Raw genomic sequence first — 15,093 nt, 5'->3', positions numbered from 1 at the left:
GCGGCAGCGCTGCTTCACGCCGCCGGCGCGCGCTCCTTGCGTCCCGGCACCGCGGCTAGCAGTTCGCGCGTATAGGCGTGCTCCGGCGCGGCGAACAGCTGGGCGGTCGGCTTCAGCTCGACGATGACACCGCGCTGCATCACCGCGATGCGGTCGCAGATTTGGGCGGCGACGCGCAGATCATGGGTGATGAACAGCATCGACAGGCCGAGGCGCGCCTTGAGATCCTCGAGTAGCCGCAACACCTGCGCCTGCACGGAGACATCGAGCGCGGAGACGGCTTCGTCGGCGACGATGATCTCAGGCTCGAGCGCGAGAGCGCGCGCAATGCCGATGCGCTGGCGCTGGCCGCCGGAGAATTCGTGCGGGTAGCGGTCGAGCGCGCCGGCGTCCAGGCCAACCATCTTCAGGAGGTCGCGGGCGCGGTCGAAGGCGACCTTCGGGTCGGTGCCGGCCGCGATCGGACCGTCGGCGATGATGTGACCGACCTTGCGCCGCGGGTTGAGCGAGGCGAACGGGTCCTGGAAGATCATCTGGATGCGATGGCGCTCGGCGCGCAGCGCCTTGCCCGAGAGCGCGGTGAGATCGGTCTCGCCGATCCGCACCGTGCCGCGGTCGGCCTCGATCAGCCGCATCACCAGGCGCGCGACCGACGATTTGCCGGAACCGGATTCACCGACGAGGCCGAGCGTTTCGCCCTTGAAGATGCTAAAATTGACCTCGCGCGCGGCATCGACGCGGCGGTCCTCGCGAAACCAGCCGCCTGAGGTGACGTAGGTCTTGTCCAGCCCGATGACCTCGACGGCCCTGGCCTGGTCATCGAGCGGCTGGCGTGCCGGCGGGTCTATCGACGGCACGGCGGAGAGGAGCGCCTTGGTATAGTCGTGCTGCGGATTGTTGAAGACGGTCGCGGCGGGGCCTTCCTCCACGACCTTGCCATGGCGAAGCACCACGACCTGGTCGGCGATGTCGGCGACGACGCCGAAATCATGGGTGATGAACATGACCGCCATGTTGCGGTCGCGCTGGAGGTTGCGGATCAGCTTGAGGATCTGCGCCTGGGTGGTGACGTCGAGCGCGGTGGTCGGCTCGTCCGCAACCAGCACGGCCGGCTCCAGCGCGAGCGCCATCGCGATCATGGCACGCTGGCGCTGACCGCCGGAGAGCTGGTGCGGATAGGCGCGCACGATGCGCTCAGGGTCGGGCAGGCCGACCTCGCGCGCCAGCGACAGCGCCTTGGCACGCCGCTCTCCCGGCGTCAGCAGGCCGTGGGCCTCGAACATCTCCGCCATCTGGTCGCCGATCCGCATCAACGGATTGAGCGCGGTCATCGGCTCCTGGAAGATCATCGCGAGCCTGCGGCCGCGCAAATCGCGCCAGCCGTCCTCGTCGAGCTTGAGCAGGTCGCGGCCCTCGAACATGATCTCGCCGGAGGTGGTGGAGACCGTGTCGGGCAACAGGCCCATCAGCGCATGCGCGCACATCGATTTGCCGGAGCCGGACTCGCCGACGACGCAGACGATCTTGCCGGCCCTCAGGTCGAGCGAGATGCCGTCGACCGCGAACGGACGTTCGGCACCCCTGGGCAGCGCGATCTGCAGGTTCTTGATGGAAACGGTAGCTGGCGCGGTCATGGTCAACGCCCCTCGCGCGACATGCGCGGATTCAGCGCGTCGTTGAGGCCTTCGCCGATCAGGTTGAGGCCGAGCACCGAGATCAGGATCGCGACACCGGGAAACACCGTGATCCACCAGGCCTGCCGGATCACGGTGCGGCCGGCGCCGACCATGTAGCCCCAGGAGATCAGATTGGGATCGCCGAGGCCGAGGAAGGCCAGCGAAGATTCCAGCAGGATTGCGGTCGCGACCATCAGCGAGGCCAGCACGATCACCGGCGACAGCGCGTTGGGCAGGATCTCGCGCATGATGATCCAGGTATTGCTCTGGCCGGTGACGACTGCGGCCTGGACGTATTCGCGCGTGCGTAGCGAGAGCACCTCGCCGCGGACGAGGCGGGCGACCGGAGGCCAGCTCACCACCGCGATCGAGGCGACGATGGAGTAGATCGAGGGCTGCAGGATCGCGACCAGCACGATCGCGAGCGCGAAGCTCGGAATGGTCTGGAAGAACTCGGTGAAGCGCATCAGGGCATCGTCGACCTTGCCGCCGAAATAGCCGGCCATGGCGCCGATCGGCACGCCGACGACCAGCGCGACCAGCGTCGAGACTAGGCCCACGAGCAGCGAAACGCGTGCGCCGAAAATCATGCCGGCGAACACGTCGCGGCCGAGTGCGTCGGTGCCGAGCGGCACGGTCGAAAGCGTGAAGGGCGGCAGGAACGGCCGCTGCACCATGCGCCAGGGCGAGTTCGGGAACAGCATCGGCCCGAACACCGCGACCGAGATCGCGAGAATGAGGATGATGAGCCCGACGACGCCGCTCGGGCTGCGCAACATCGATTTCCAGAACTGTTTCATGAGGCAAATTCGATGCGCGGATCGACCAGGCGGTAGACGAGGTCGGTGATGAGGTTGAAGATCAGGACCATGGCCGAGCAGATCACGAAGACGCCGAGTAGCAGATTGTAGTCCCGCTGCAGCAGTGCGTCGTACATCAGGCGCCCGATGCCGGGCCAGGCGAATACGGTCTCGGTGATGACGGCGCCGCCGATCAGCGTACCCGAATGCACGCCGGCAAGCGTCACGACGGGCAGCAGCGCGTTGCGGAGCACGTGGCGGCGCTGGATCACGGCATCGGTGAGGCCCTTTGCGCGCGCGGTCTTGACGAAGTCGAGCCGCTTCACCTCCAGCATCGAGGCGCGCGTCATGCGGGTGTAGGTCGCCATGAAGAACAGGCCGAGCGTCATCGCCGGCATGATCAGGTGCGCGCCGACGTCGAGCGCGTGCGCGAAGCCGGTGAAGTTGGCGCCGACGGTCTCGTAGCCGAAGCTCGGCAGCCAGTCCATCGTGACCGAGAACAGCAGGATTCCCATCAGCGCCACCCAGAAGATCGGCATGGCGTAGAAGATCAGCGCAAAGACGGTGATGGCGGTATCGAGAAACGTTCCGGCAAAGCGCGCGGCAAAAGTGCCGAACAGCACGCCCAGCATCAGCGAGATCGCGAAGGCCGTCAGCGTCAGCAGCAGTGTCGCCGGCAGTCGCTCGGCGATCAGCTTCACGACCGGCGCCTGCTGACGGAAGGAGAAGCCGAGGTCGAGGGTGACGACGCCCTTGACGTAGATGAAGAGCTGCTCGGGCAGCGGCTTGTCGAGGCCGAACTTTTCCCGGAGCTGCTTGACGAAGACCTGGTCACTGGCTCCGGCCTCGCCGGCCATCACGACTGCGGGGTCGCCTGGCGCAAGGCGGATCAGGAAGAAATTGAGGACGATGATCGCGAGCAGGACGATCACGCCCTTCACGACACGCTGAGCAACGAAGGAGAGCATATCAGGGAGTCATCTTGGTAAGGTGACTTGTAGTCACGGAGACAGTGCACCTCCCTCGCCCCGCTTGCGGGGAGAGGGTTGGGGTGAGGGGAGTCTCCGCGAGGGTATCAGCAGTTGGACTCGCGGAGACTCCTCACCCGAATGTGCGCTATGCGCACATTCGACCTCTCCCCGCACGCGGGGAGAGGTGAAAGAAAAACTCACTTGTCGAGCCATGCGTCCTTGAAGCCGTCATTGACCCCGATCGCGGTGGTGATCAGGTTCTTGACCTTGCAGCGGGTGATGGTCGGGAATTGCAGTTCAAGCATCCAGGCCACCGGCACGTCCTCGACCAGGATCTTCTGCGCCTTCTCGTAGATCTCCTTGCGCTTGGAGTCCGGCGTCGCGACGGCGCCATCGGCAAAGAGCTTGTCGATCTCGGGGTTGGAGTAGCCCTCGACGTTGTTGAACACCTGGCCCTTGGCGATGTTGCTGGAGATGTAGTTGCGGCCGACGCCGAGTGCGGGGTCGCCGTACTGGTAGAGATAGGTGAAGGCGATGTCGTAGTCCCAGTCGCCGATCTTCTGGTTGCCGCCGGCAACGTCGGTGGCGATGGTCTCGATGTTCATGCCGACGTCCATGAGGTTCTGCTTCACGGCTTCACCCCAGCGCTGCCAGGTCTCGCCATAGGCGAGCGGCAACAGGCGGATCTTCTCGCCCTTGTAGCCGGCTTCCTTCAGCAGCGCCTTGGCCTTTGCCGGATCGTACGGATATTTCTTCACGTCGTCGGTGTAGTATTTGATGGCCGAGGACGACGGGCCGGTGGCGACCTTGCCGAGCCCGTTCCAGATCACGTCCTTGGCGAAGTCGCGGTCGATCGCATACATGATCGCCTGCCGCACCCGCTTGTCGGCGAGCGGACCCTGGCGGTTGTTCAGCCACAGCCAGGCCAGCGGCGAGAAGAACTCCCAGCCGGCGCCGGTGACGCAGGTGTCCTTCAGCTTGGACAGGCGCGGCACGTCGAAATTCTCGACCGAGCCGCCGGGCAGCACGTCGACCTTGCCGGTTTCATACGCCACCGAGCGCGCGGCGGCGTCGGGGATGATCTGCCAGTAGATCTCGTCGATATAGGGCTTGCCCTTTTCGTAATAGTTCGGGTTCTTGACCAGGCGGATGAACGAGCCCTTCTGCCATTCCTTGAACATGAAGGGGCCGGTGCCGACCGGCGCGTTGTTGTAGGGGTTGGTCTTCCAGTCGGTGCCTTCGTAGAGATGCTTCGGCACCATCGGCATCGAGCCGACCTCGAAGATGCCGAGGAACGGGCCGAACGGCTGCTTCAGTTTGAAGACCACCGTGTAATCGTCGGGCGCCTCGATCTTGTCGACCTGCGCGAGGTTGGTGCGGGCGCGGGCGTGGGTCTGCTTCAGCATCTCGATCGAGAACAGCACGTCGGCGGCGGTGAAGGGCTTGCCGTCATGCCAGGTGACGCCCTTCCGGAGCTTGAAGGTGTAGGTCTTGGCGTCTTCGCTGACGGTCCAGCTCTCGGCGAGCTCCGGCAGCGGCTCGAGCTTGGGGCTGTAGCGCAACAGGCCCTCGAAGATGTTGCCCGAGACCATCTGGGTCGGACCGTTCTGGATCATCGCAAGCATCAGGCCGGGCGGCTCGGGCTGGATCACCGCGTTGATCACACCGCCTGATTTCGGCTCTTGCGCAAGAACTGGTCCAAGTGCCGAGGCCGCGAGGCCGCAAGCCAGAAGGACACCAAGCAACACTCGTTTTGACATGTCGTATCTTTCTCAAGCGAGACCAGCCGAAAACGCTTCGCACGTCATGGCGCGCAAAGCTACGGCAGGCCCATCCCAGTCCCCATCCGATATCGAGGCTCACACAGTCTCGTTCGGCGCCGCAAGATGAAAGTCTCGACAGCGTTCGCACAAAAAATGTACAGCGCGTCCTGTTTTCACTTGATTCATGATCTTGCCGCGGAGACAAGTCGGCCATGGACAATGCCACACGCTCCGAACGGTCCCGCAACGCCGCGCTCGAGGCGGCGATCGCGATCATCGCGCGTGATGGGCCCGGCAGGTTGACGCTCGATGCGATCGCGCGCGAGAGCGGCCTGAGCAAGGGCGGCGTGATGCATCAGTTCCGCACCAAGGAGGCGGTGCTCAAGGCGTTGCTCGATCGGCAGATGGCGCATTTCGAGGAGTTTTCGAACGATTATCACGCCAAAGTGGGCGCGACGTCTGTGAACCCCGAACTTGCCACCCAGCTTGCGACCGTGCGGGAAGCCGCCAGTGCGCCGAATTCGGCGGCGCTGGCGCTGGTCGCGGCCATGGTCGAAAATCCGGAATTGATGTCGCTGCCGCGCGAGCGCGAAATGAAGCGTGTGGAGGCGATCAAGGCCGAGGCTGCCGATCCGGATCTTGCGCTGTTGCGCTGGGCGGCGGCGAGGGGCCTGCTGCTGAGCGGCCTGTTCGGCATGTCTCCACTCAGCAAGGCAGAGCATGATCGGCTGTTCGCGCGCCTGCTCGACGACAAGCAGTGGACCGGCCTCGAGCAGCCGGCCGACCCGCGCTCCGCAAAATCCGGCGCAGCGAAGGCCGCGACCCCGCGCAAGCGCAGCTGATGTATCGTTAACGAAGTCCTGCCTGCGACTGCCCAAATCCGCGCCTGCGGCCAAATGCGCGGGGCCATTTTTCCTACTCTACAAACCGTCTAGTCGGTTTATAGACGGAGACGCTGAGACGGCCCGAGGCTTCTGACATTGCCCCGGACGACGCCTTGGGCCGGCGTTGGTGAGCGCCGCAGCCGCGTCTGGTCCCTGAACGCGGTTGCGGTCGCCATCGCCTGCCCCCAACGCCGCAAAGAGGAGTCTGGAATGGATCGCTCGATCGCCCTGCGCGGTCTGGGAGCGCTGCTGCTTTGCCTGGCCGCAGCCGGCTGCGCCTCGGTCGCGCCCGTGCCCTATGCCGAGCTGGCGTCCTCGGCCTACATGGCCCCGGACAAGTCCGACGCCTCCGGCCGCGTGCCCTACCGCTATTCCACGCCGGTCGACTGGCGCGCCTATCATAAGGTGATCCTCGATCCGGTCGTGGTCTATCGCGGCAAGGATCATCAGTTTGGCGACATGTCCGACCAGGACAAGGCGACGCTGGCTGCCACTATGCAGACCAGTTTCGCCGAGCGGCTGCGCGGCCGCTTCGCGCTGGTGCGTGAGCGCGGGCCGGAGACGCTGCGGATCAGGCTGACGCTGACCGGGGCCGTCGCCAATACGCCGGTGCTCGGCACGCTCTCGCGCTTCGATGTCGCCGGCGCCGTCTACAACGGCGTTCAGGCCGCGCGCGACGGCGAGGGCACCATGACCGGCTCGGTCATCTACAGCGTCGAGATCTTCGACGCCGCCACCTCGCGGCTGCTCTCGGCCTACGTCACCAAGCAATATCCTGCTGCCTACGACATCAAGGCCAGTGTCGGCGCGCTCGCGGCCGCCAATGCAGGCATTGACAGGGGCGCCGATGCACTCATGGCGCAACTGAACTGACGCCGCGACTCAACCAACGAAAGGTGCTGCCCGTGAACATTCTCCTTCGCTTTCTGCTGCGCGTCGCGATCACGATCGTGATGATGGTTCTGGGAGGGCGCGCCGGCGTGGGCGCGCAGGCCGATCCCAGCGGCACCTGGCTCGTCGAGGACGGCCGCGCCCGCATCCGGCTCGAGCGCTGCGGGCCGTCGCGCGACCGCATCTGCGGCTTCATCGTCTGGATGAAGGAGCCGGCCGACAAGCGCGGCCAGCCGCTGCGCGACAAGGAGAACCCCGATCCCGACAAGCGGGCCCGCACGCTGCTCGGCCATCAACTCATCATGGGCCTGCAGGCGACGCCCGACGGACGCTTTGCCGGCGAAATCTACAATGCCGAGGACGGCAAGCTGTATTCGGTCTCGCTGTGGCGCGACTCCGCCGACCGCCTCAAGCTCAAGGGCTGCCTGATCAAGCTGCTGTGCCAGACCCAGACCTGGCAGCAGACCCTGGACGTCCAGCCCGGCCAGCTCGTCGGCCTGACCGGCGATCTCAACGGCCCGCGCGCGGACAGGGAATGGGCCGCCGTGCCGGCCCCGAAGCCGTTGCAGGCGAAAGCGAAATAGGGCGCGGCTTCAGGACGTCCGCAGCGCTTGCTGCAATTCGGCAAGCGCCTCGACGAGTTGCTCACGGTGCGCGATGTCGTCCTTGGGGAGGGCGGCGACGCTGCCCGCGAGCTCGCGCAGGATGCCGGCGAGCAGGCCGAAATTGAGATGCAGATGCACCGATTTGCGCTCCTCTGCTGCGCCCGGGTGCTGCAGCACCAGCGCAACGCCGCTGCCGTCGAGATGCGCCTCGAACCGGGATGAATGCTCGAACGTGCCGACATAGAACTTGTCGGGATATTCGAGCGCGATCTCTGCCTTGTCGGGAACCGGCTTGGACATGTCAGCCTCATCACTGTCGGACTATTCTGGCGGGGAATGAGCCGGGCCGCCTTGCGATAGGTCAGAGGCGGTTTCGCTACGAATTTGATCCGGATCAAAGCCTGGCCGCCGCTGCTGCGATCTGATGATGAAGCGCGTCAGGCTTCGCGTTCCGGTCAAGTGCGAGTGCGTCGGCGATGGATGTCCTTTCCAGCCTCCCCGAAACGGATTCAGACTCAGACGACCTCGCCATCCCTCCCGCGGACGAGGCCGCGGCGCGTTGCGTGCAACTGCTTCGCGATGCGGGCCTCCGGCCCACCCGTCATCGTCTGGCGCTCGCCCGGATGCTGCTGCTCGGCGGTCACCGTCACGTCACCGCGGAAGGCCTCTATGACGAGGCGACGGCCGCCAACCTGCGACTGTCGCTCGCGACGGTCTACAACACGCTGAACCAGTTCACCGAGGCAGGTCTGCTGCGCCGGATCGCCGCTGACGGGATCAAGTCGTTCTTCGACACCGATACATCGGTGCATCCGCACTTCTATCTGGAGGGTGAGGATATCCTGGTCGACGTCGCCGGCGGGCTCGCCTTCACCAAGGTGCCGGCTGCGCTTCCCGGACACGAGATCACGCGGCTCGACGTCATCGTCCATTTGCGGCGGAAGCGCCTGATGTAGCCGGGGCATGACGGTCGTCTACCGCAACCCCGCGCGCCGGAACCCCTCCAGATAGTGCTCGCGATCGGCTTCATTGGCCCACGGCAGCTGCGTCGCGATCCAGTGCAGCGAGATGTTGGGCTGGGTGCGACGGAGTTCGCCCAGCGCCGTCTCTGCGAGCAGGCTGTCGCCGGTCATGCCGGCGGACACCGCAAGCACGCGATAGGCGCCGGTGAGGTCGCCGCGGTGGCGGATCGCCTCGCGCGCCTGCACGATCGCTTCGAGGTAGCGCTGCTCGGTGAAGCGCGCATAGCCGGCGATGCCGTGATAGATCGCCAGCGACGGATCGCGCGGCGAGAGCCTGATCGCCCGTTGTGCCGCCTCGAACGATTCTGCGGATCGTCCGGCATAGGACAGCGCCAGCGCGTAATAGCCCTGCGCCAGCGAGAAGTTCGGGTTGAGCGCGAGCGCCTGCTCGAACTCGGAGAGCGCGTCCGCAAGCCTTCGCGTCGAAAAGCAGACGCTGCCGAGCGCGGCATGCGCCCAGGCATCCTCGTGGTCGCAGCGGACCGCGGCGAGCGCTGCGGCCTCCGCCACGGGCGCGACCGCGGCAAGCTCGGCCCAGCCGAGGTGCACGCCGAACATGTGATTCGCCGCCAGCACCGCCAGCGCCTGGCCGTAGTCCGGATCGATCGCGATGGCGTGCTCGAGCAGCGCTTGCGCAGCTCCATGATCCTGCCGGGTGACGCGCCAATAGTGCGACAGCGCGCGCATCAGCAGGTCCCAGGCGTCGAGGCTCGCGGGCGGCTTGCGTCGGCTGCGGAAATTCTCCGCCGCATGGATCTGCGGCTCGATGGCCGCGGCGATCGCGTTGGTGATCTCGTCCTGCACGGCGAAGACGTCGACGAGCTCGCGGTCGTAGCGTTCGGCCCAGAGATGGCCGCCGGTGGTGGCGTCGTTGAGCTGCGCGGTGATGCGCACGCGGTTGTCGGCCTTGCGCACGCTGCCCTCGACGACGTAGCGGACACCGAGCTCATCGGCGATCTGCCTGATGTGGACCGCGCGTCCCTTGTAGGTGAAGGACGAGTTGCGGGCGATCACCATGAACCAGCGCTGCTTCGACAGTGCGGTGAGGATGTCTTCGCTGATCCCGTCGCCGAAATAGTCCTGCGCGGGATCGCCGCTCATGTTCTCGAAGGCGAGCACTGCGATTCCCGGGCGGTCCGCCGCGATGCGCGCCGGGGCAGGGGCGGGTTCGGCCGGCGCAAGCGTGCCTGCCGCTTCTTCCCGGACGTCGCCGACGAAACGAAAGCCCTTGCGCGGGACGGTCTTGATCAGCCGCTGAGTCGCGCCGTCGTCGCCGAGCGCCTTGCGCGCGGCGTTGATCCGGCTGTTCAACGCTGAATCCGAGACGATGCGATCGCTCCAGATCTGGCTGATCAGGTCATCCTTGCTGACCACTCGGGCGCGTTGCGCGACGAGATAGAGCAGGAGATCGAACACTTGCGGCTGCAACGGCACGGCTGCGCCGCCGCAGGTGAGCTCCCGCAGGTCGCCGTCGAGGACGTTGTTTTCAAAGACAAATCGCACGTTTCTGTCGTCTCAAGCAAAAATCAAAGTCGTCTCAGGCGAAAATCAACCGTCCGCGAAAGTCTGGGGACGTCCGTTCCGGCATGGTGCGAAGACCAAACAGTGCCGATGCCTCGGCACAACGGAGCGTCTTATGACCCAACTTGATCACCATGTTCATTCCATCGGCCCGGAGGTTGCGGGCTCTCGCATTTTCAAGTTCATCGCCTTTCTGTACGGAATTGCGGCATATCTCGTGTTTTTCGTCACCATTCTCTACGCCATCGGCTTCGTCATGGGGCTGGTGGTGCCGAAGACCATCGACACCGGAACCGACACGCCGGCGGCTGAAGCCGTCATCGTCAATCTGCTGCTGATGACGCTGTTCGCCGTTCAGCACAGCGTGATGGCGCGCCAGCGCTTCAAGGCGTGGTGGACGCAGTTCGTGCCCAAGCCGGTCGAGCGGAGCACCTATGTGCTGTTCGCGAGCCTGTCATTGCTGCTCCTGTTCTGGCAGTGGCGCCCGATGCCCACAGTCATATGGGATGTCGGAAACCCCGATCTCGCCGTGACGCTGGTCACGCTATCCTTCGCGGGCTGGGTGCTGGTGTTCACCTCGTCCTACATGATCAACCACTTCGAGTTGTTCGGCCTGCATCAGGTGACCAACCATCTCATCGGCAAGGAGGCGGCGCCGACGCGCTTCAAGACGCCGATGCTCTACAATTTCGTGCGTCACCCGATCTATCTCGGCTTCATCATCGCGTTCTGGGCGGCGCCGGTCATGACGGTGGGCCATCTGCTGTTCGCGGCCGTGACCACGATCTACATCTTCGTCGGCATCGCGCTGGAGGAGCACGACCTCGTCGAACTCTTCGGCGACGAATACCGGCAGTACAAACAACGGGTGTCGATGCTTATTCCCTGGCGCAGGTCGGTATAGTTCGCGCGTCTTTCCGTCGCGTCCGCCGAAAGGATGACGCGCGGCGGCGTTGAGGCGCGTAACTGATCTTGCCGGACTCCTCCTCCATCGTTTCTCGGGGTGATTCCCCTCACCCCGAAGCCTCTCCCCGCATCCGTCTTCGCCGCGATTTCGGCGAACAGGAGCGGGGAGAGGAATTCCAATCTTCATCAACGGAGACGACCAAATGAAACACGTCGGAAACTGCTTCTGCGGCGCGGTCACGATCGAGGTCACGGGCGAGCCGGCGGCGATGGGCTATTGCCATTGCCGTTCCTGCCGTTCGTGGTCGGGCGGACCGGTGAACGCCTTCAGCCTGTGGAAGCCCGAAGCCGTGCGCATCACCGAGGGCGCCCAGCACGTCGAGACTTTCTCCAAGACGCCGCTCAGCCAGCGCAAATACTGCAAGAAGTGCGGCGGTCATCTCATGACCAACCATCCGCCGCTCGACCTGGTCGACGTCTTCACCGCGGCGATTCCGACGCTGGCCTTCGCGCCCGGCGTCCACGTCAACTATTCCGAGACGGTGCTGCCGATGCGCGACGGCCTGCCCAAGCTGAAGGATTTTCCCGCCGAGTTCGGCGGCAGCGGCGAGATGATGCAGGAGTAGAGCAAAGATCTTCCCTTCTCCCTTTTGGGAGAAGGGCCTTCGCTCCTTCCGCCGTCATTGCGAGCGTGGAGGCGTCAGCGCTCCTATCTCCCGCTCGCGCGCCTACGTCATCCCCGCGCGCCGAAACCCTTCCAGATAATGCTCGCGATCTTCCGCCCGCAGCATCGGTAACTCGCGCGTCAGCCAGGCCAGCGAGAGGCCGGGCTGGGTGCGGTGCAGGCCCTGCAGCGCGGATGCCGCGAGCTGAGCATCGCCCAGCATGCCGGCGGCGGCGGTCAGCACGCGATGGGCGCCGACGAAATCGGCGCGCTGCCGCATCGACTCCCGTGCCAACTGGATCGACGCCTCGTAATTACGGCCGATGAACTGCGCATAGGCCGCAACACCGCAATAGATCGCCGCGAGCGGATCGCGCGGGCTCAGCCGCAATGCGCGCCGCGCGGCGACATCGCCGTCCTGCCATCGTCCCGCGTAGCACAGCGTCACGCCATAGAAGGCGTGCGCCATCGCAAAGTTCGGATTGAGCGTCAGCGTCAGCTCGAACTCCGCCAGCGCGTCGTCGAAGCGGCGGCGGAATAGATAGGTATAGGCCAGGCCGTGATGGGCCCAGGCGTCCTCGCGATCGGCCTCTACCGCCGCAAGCGCTGCCCGTTCGGCGACCGGTACGGTCGCGGCCATGTCGGCCCAGCCCATATGCGCGCCGAAGATATGGCTGGTCGCGAGCAGGCCCAGCGCCTTGCCATAGGCGGAATCGAGTGCGGTTGCCTGTTCGAGCAATGCTTGCGCGGCGGTATTGTCCTCGCGGGTGATACGCCAGTAATGCGACAGCGCACGCATCACCAGGTCCCAGGCGTCGAGGCTGCCCGGCGGCTTCTGCTGGGCGCGGAAGTTTTCCGCGGCGTAGAGCTGCGGCTCGATCGCGGCGACGATGGCTTCCGTGATTTCGTCCTGTACGGCGAAGATGTCGGCGAGCTCGCGGTCGTAGCGCTCGGCCCAGAGATGGCTGCCGGTCGAGACGTCGTTGAGTTGGGCCGAGATTCGTACGCGATCGCCGCTCCGTCGCACGCTGCCTTCGAGTACGTAGCGAACGCCGAGCTCGCGCGCGACCTCGTGGATGTGCACCGCGCGCCCCTTGTAGACGAAGGAGGAGTTGCGCGCGACGACGAAGAACCAGCGCAGCTTCGACAGCGCGGTGATGATGTCCTCGCTGATGCCGTCGGAGAAATAGTCCTGATCGCGGTCGCCGCTCATGTTGGTGAAGGGCAGCACCGCGATCGCAGGCCGGTCCGGCAGCGCGAGCGCCTGCGGCGCCTGGGCGAGGCGGCCGAGTTCGGGGGGCACCGCGCCGAGCTGCGTCCGGACATCGCCGACGAAGCGAAAGCCCTTGCGTGCAATGGTGCGGATCAGCGCCTGGTTCGCGCCGTTGTCGCCGATCGCCTTGCGCGCCGCGTTGATCCGGCTGGTGAGGGTGGATTCCGAGACGCTGCGTCCGTGCCAGATCTTGTCGATCAGCTCGTCCTTGCTGACCACCCGGTCGCGGTTTTCCATGAGGTGGACGACCAGGTCGAAAACCTGCGGCTCTACGGCCACGGGAACCTGCTCGCGGCTCAGCTCGCGCCGATCGGTATCGAGAAGGTGGTCCTGGAACATGAACTGCACGTCGAAAACTCAGTCCTCACAGCGACATCAGGCAATAATGAAATCAAAATGGTCTTTTGCTCGAAGTCTGTGAGTCCATTGAACGGTCGATCGGGTTCACCACGATTGCGTGATGGCAGCCATGCTGTTTCGCGGAGGAATACAACCTCGGCGTGAATGCGGCGATGTGAGGCGGATTATTTGCCCCGTCATTCCGGGCTCGGGCCAAATGGCGCGCCCCGGAATGATGGGAGTAACGGGCTTTGTCCATTGCCGAACACCGCCGCCTGCGTAAACTGCGCCCACACAAAACGCCAACCACAAAGAAACGCCCATGCCCGCCTTTCCCGCCTCGACCACCGTGATCGACTCCATGCTGTTCCGCGATGCCTTCGGCACGCCCCAGATGCGCGCGGTGTTTTCCGACGTCGCGCTGGTCGGGCGCTATGCCGAGGTCGAGGTGGCATTGGCCAAGGCGGAGGCAAAGTGCGGTGTGATCCCGCAGGAGGCCGCCGAGCAGATCGCGGCGCGCACGGACGTCACCGCGCTCGATTTCGACCTGTTGCGGCAGGAGACCGACATCGTCGGCTATCCGATCCTTCCCTTGGTGCATCAGATGGTGAAGCAATGCGGCGAGGCCGGCCGCTACGTACATTGGGGCGCGACCACGCAGGACATCATGGATACCGCTGTGGTCCTGCAATTGCGCGCGGGGCTCGAGCTCGTCGAGCGCGACATCAGCGAGCTTCGAAAAATCCTGGCGGACCTCTCGAAGCGCTATCGCGACACGCCGATGGCCGGCCGCACTCATCTTCAGCAGGCGCTGCCGGTGACCTTCGGTTACAAGACCGCGATCTGGCTTGCGATGTTCGATCGCCACGCCGAGCGTCTGGCGCAATTGAAGCCGCGCGTCCTGGTCGGCCAGTTCGCCGGCGCGGCCGGTACGCTCGCCTCGCTCGGCAACAAGGGGTTCGAGGTGCAGGAGGCGCTCTGCGCCGAGCTGAAGCTCGGCGTCCCCGTCTCGACCTGGCACGTCGCCCGCGACGGCTTCGCCGAAGCGGTCAATTTTCTCGCGCTCGTCACCGGCTCGCTCGGCAAGATCGCGCTCGACATCATGATCATGGCCTCCACCGAGTTCGCCGAGGTCTACGAGCCCTTCGTCAAGGGCCGCGGCGCGTCCTCCACCATGCCGCAGAAGCGCAACCCGATCTCCTCAGAACTGATGCTCGCCGCATCCAAGGCGGTGCGGCAGCACGCCGGCCTGATGCTGGACGCCATGGTGCAGGATTTCGAGCGCGCAACCGGCCCCTGGCATGCCGAATGGATGGCGATCCCCGAAAGCTTCGTGCTCTCCGCCGGCGCGCTGCACCAGGCGAAGTTCGCGCTCGCCGGCCTCATCGTGGACGAGGCGAAGATGAACGACAACCTCGGCATCAGCCGCGGCCTGATCGTGGCCGAGGCGGTCATGATGGGGCTCGCGCCACAGATCGGGCGGCAGGAGGCGCATGACGTGGTCTATGATGCCTGCCGGCTCGCCAACGAGAATGGTCTGACGCTGGCGGACGCGCTCTCGTCCGACTCCCGCGTCTCGACCCGGATCGACCGCGCCACGATCGATGCGCTGACTTCACCGAAAAATTACCTCGGCCTTGCGCCCGCGATGGTCGATCGGGTGCTGAAATCGGCAACGCGTTGAAAACCAAATGCGTGAAATTGCGTATCTTTCACATGTCGCTGGGCGCTCGCGCACTTGTGCCTCGAGATGCTAGGCTTAGATTGAACGGAAGATT

14 protein-coding genes are annotated in these 15,093 nt (G+C 65.1%); 7 read left to right on the top strand and 7 right to left on the bottom strand.

Going from position 1 to position 15,093, the window contains the following annotated elements; genetic code table 11:
- Positions 1-14: 14 nt before the first annotated feature.
- From ACQ86E_RS10920 to ACQ86E_RS10905, 4 genes are all read right to left on the bottom strand, one after another.
- Positions 15-1,634 carry an ABC transporter ATP-binding protein gene (locus tag ACQ86E_RS10920; protein ID WP_431205390.1) on the bottom strand — a complete coding sequence of 540 codons (1,620 nt, stop codon included), beginning with the start codon at positions 1,632-1,634 and terminating at the stop codon, positions 15-17.
- Between the two features lie 2 nt (positions 1,635-1,636).
- Positions 1,637-2,476 (bottom strand): ABC transporter permease, encoded by an 840-nt coding sequence (locus tag ACQ86E_RS10915; RefSeq protein ID WP_431205389.1) that lies wholly within the window; start codon positions 2,474-2,476, stop codon positions 1,637-1,639.
- Complete coding sequence (locus tag ACQ86E_RS10910; RefSeq protein ID WP_431205388.1) at positions 2,473-3,444, bottom strand: ABC transporter permease; 972 nt, start codon at positions 3,442-3,444, stop codon at positions 2,473-2,475. The genes ACQ86E_RS10915 and ACQ86E_RS10910 overlap by 4 nt, the downstream gene beginning before the upstream one ends.
- 200 nt (positions 3,445-3,644) lie before the next feature.
- On the bottom strand, positions 3,645-5,207 hold the full coding sequence (locus tag ACQ86E_RS10905; protein ID WP_431205387.1) for an ABC transporter substrate-binding protein: 1,563 nt from the start codon (positions 5,205-5,207) through the stop codon (positions 3,645-3,647).
- 215 nt (positions 5,208-5,422) lie between these two features.
- Here ACQ86E_RS10905 and ACQ86E_RS10900 point away from each other — a divergent pair, with 215 nt between their 5' ends.
- The 3 genes from ACQ86E_RS10900 (at position 5,423) to ACQ86E_RS10890 (ending at position 7,569) form a co-directional block, all read left to right on the top strand.
- A complete protein-coding gene (locus ACQ86E_RS10900) occupies positions 5,423-6,052 on the top strand; it encodes a TetR/AcrR family transcriptional regulator (protein WP_431205386.1) in 630 nt (209 codons plus the stop codon).
- A gap of 252 nt (positions 6,053-6,304) precedes the next feature.
- Positions 6,305-6,967, top strand: a complete 663-nt coding sequence (locus ACQ86E_RS10895) for a DUF3313 domain-containing protein (RefSeq protein WP_431205385.1) — start codon at positions 6,305-6,307, stop codon at positions 6,965-6,967.
- Between the two features lie 32 nt (positions 6,968-6,999).
- Positions 7,000-7,569 carry a DUF2147 domain-containing protein gene (locus ACQ86E_RS10890; RefSeq protein ID WP_431205384.1) on the top strand — a complete coding sequence of 190 codons (570 nt, stop codon included), beginning with the start codon at positions 7,000-7,002 and terminating at the stop codon, positions 7,567-7,569.
- 9 nt (positions 7,570-7,578) lie between these two features.
- Here the strand turns inward: ACQ86E_RS10890 and ACQ86E_RS10885 are convergent, their stop codons facing one another.
- On the bottom strand, positions 7,579-7,890 hold the full coding sequence (locus tag ACQ86E_RS10885; RefSeq protein ID WP_431205383.1) for a hypothetical protein: 312 nt from the start codon (positions 7,888-7,890) through the stop codon (positions 7,579-7,581).
- A gap of 176 nt (positions 7,891-8,066) precedes the next feature.
- Between ACQ86E_RS10885 and irr the strand changes: the two genes are divergently transcribed.
- On the top strand, positions 8,067-8,546 hold the full coding sequence (gene irr / locus ACQ86E_RS10880; RefSeq protein WP_431205382.1) for a Fur family transcriptional regulator Irr: 480 nt from the start codon (positions 8,067-8,069) through the stop codon (positions 8,544-8,546).
- 18 nt (positions 8,547-8,564) lie between these two features.
- Here irr and ACQ86E_RS10875 read toward each other — a convergent pair whose 3' ends face one another.
- Positions 8,565-10,115 (bottom strand): winged helix-turn-helix domain-containing protein, encoded by a 1,551-nt coding sequence (locus ACQ86E_RS10875; RefSeq protein ID WP_431205381.1) that lies wholly within the window; start codon positions 10,113-10,115, stop codon positions 8,565-8,567.
- Between the two features lie 133 nt (positions 10,116-10,248).
- On the opposite strand from ACQ86E_RS10875, the gene mddA reads away from it, so the two are divergent.
- Entirely contained in the window at positions 10,249-11,037 is a 789-nt protein-coding gene (gene mddA / locus ACQ86E_RS10870; protein ID WP_431205380.1) for a methanethiol S-methyltransferase, read from the top strand.
- A gap of 205 nt (positions 11,038-11,242) precedes the next feature.
- Positions 11,243-11,665, top strand: a complete 423-nt coding sequence (locus tag ACQ86E_RS10865; protein WP_431205379.1) for a GFA family protein — start codon at positions 11,243-11,245, stop codon at positions 11,663-11,665.
- Positions 11,666-11,767: 102 nt separating this feature from the next.
- Here the strand turns inward: ACQ86E_RS10865 and ACQ86E_RS10860 are convergent, their stop codons facing one another.
- Positions 11,768-13,324, bottom strand: coding sequence for a winged helix-turn-helix domain-containing protein (locus tag ACQ86E_RS10860; RefSeq protein ID WP_431205378.1), 1,557 nt, complete (start codon positions 13,322-13,324; stop codon positions 11,768-11,770).
- A gap of 313 nt (positions 13,325-13,637) precedes the next feature.
- Here ACQ86E_RS10860 and ACQ86E_RS10855 point away from each other — a divergent pair, with 313 nt between their 5' ends.
- Positions 13,638-14,999: a class-II fumarase/aspartase family protein gene (locus ACQ86E_RS10855; protein ID WP_431205377.1), complete on the top strand. Its 1,362-nt coding sequence runs from the start codon at positions 13,638-13,640 to the stop codon at positions 14,997-14,999.
- Positions 15,000-15,093 lie beyond the last annotated feature (94 nt).

Source organism: Bradyrhizobium betae (assembly GCF_050632175.1).
In the GTDB taxonomy this organism is placed as follows: Bacteria; Pseudomonadota; Alphaproteobacteria; order Rhizobiales; family Xanthobacteraceae; genus Bradyrhizobium; species Bradyrhizobium betae_B.
The sequence above is the reverse complement of the archived record's forward strand: the minus strand, read 5'-3'. Positions and strand labels throughout refer to the sequence as shown.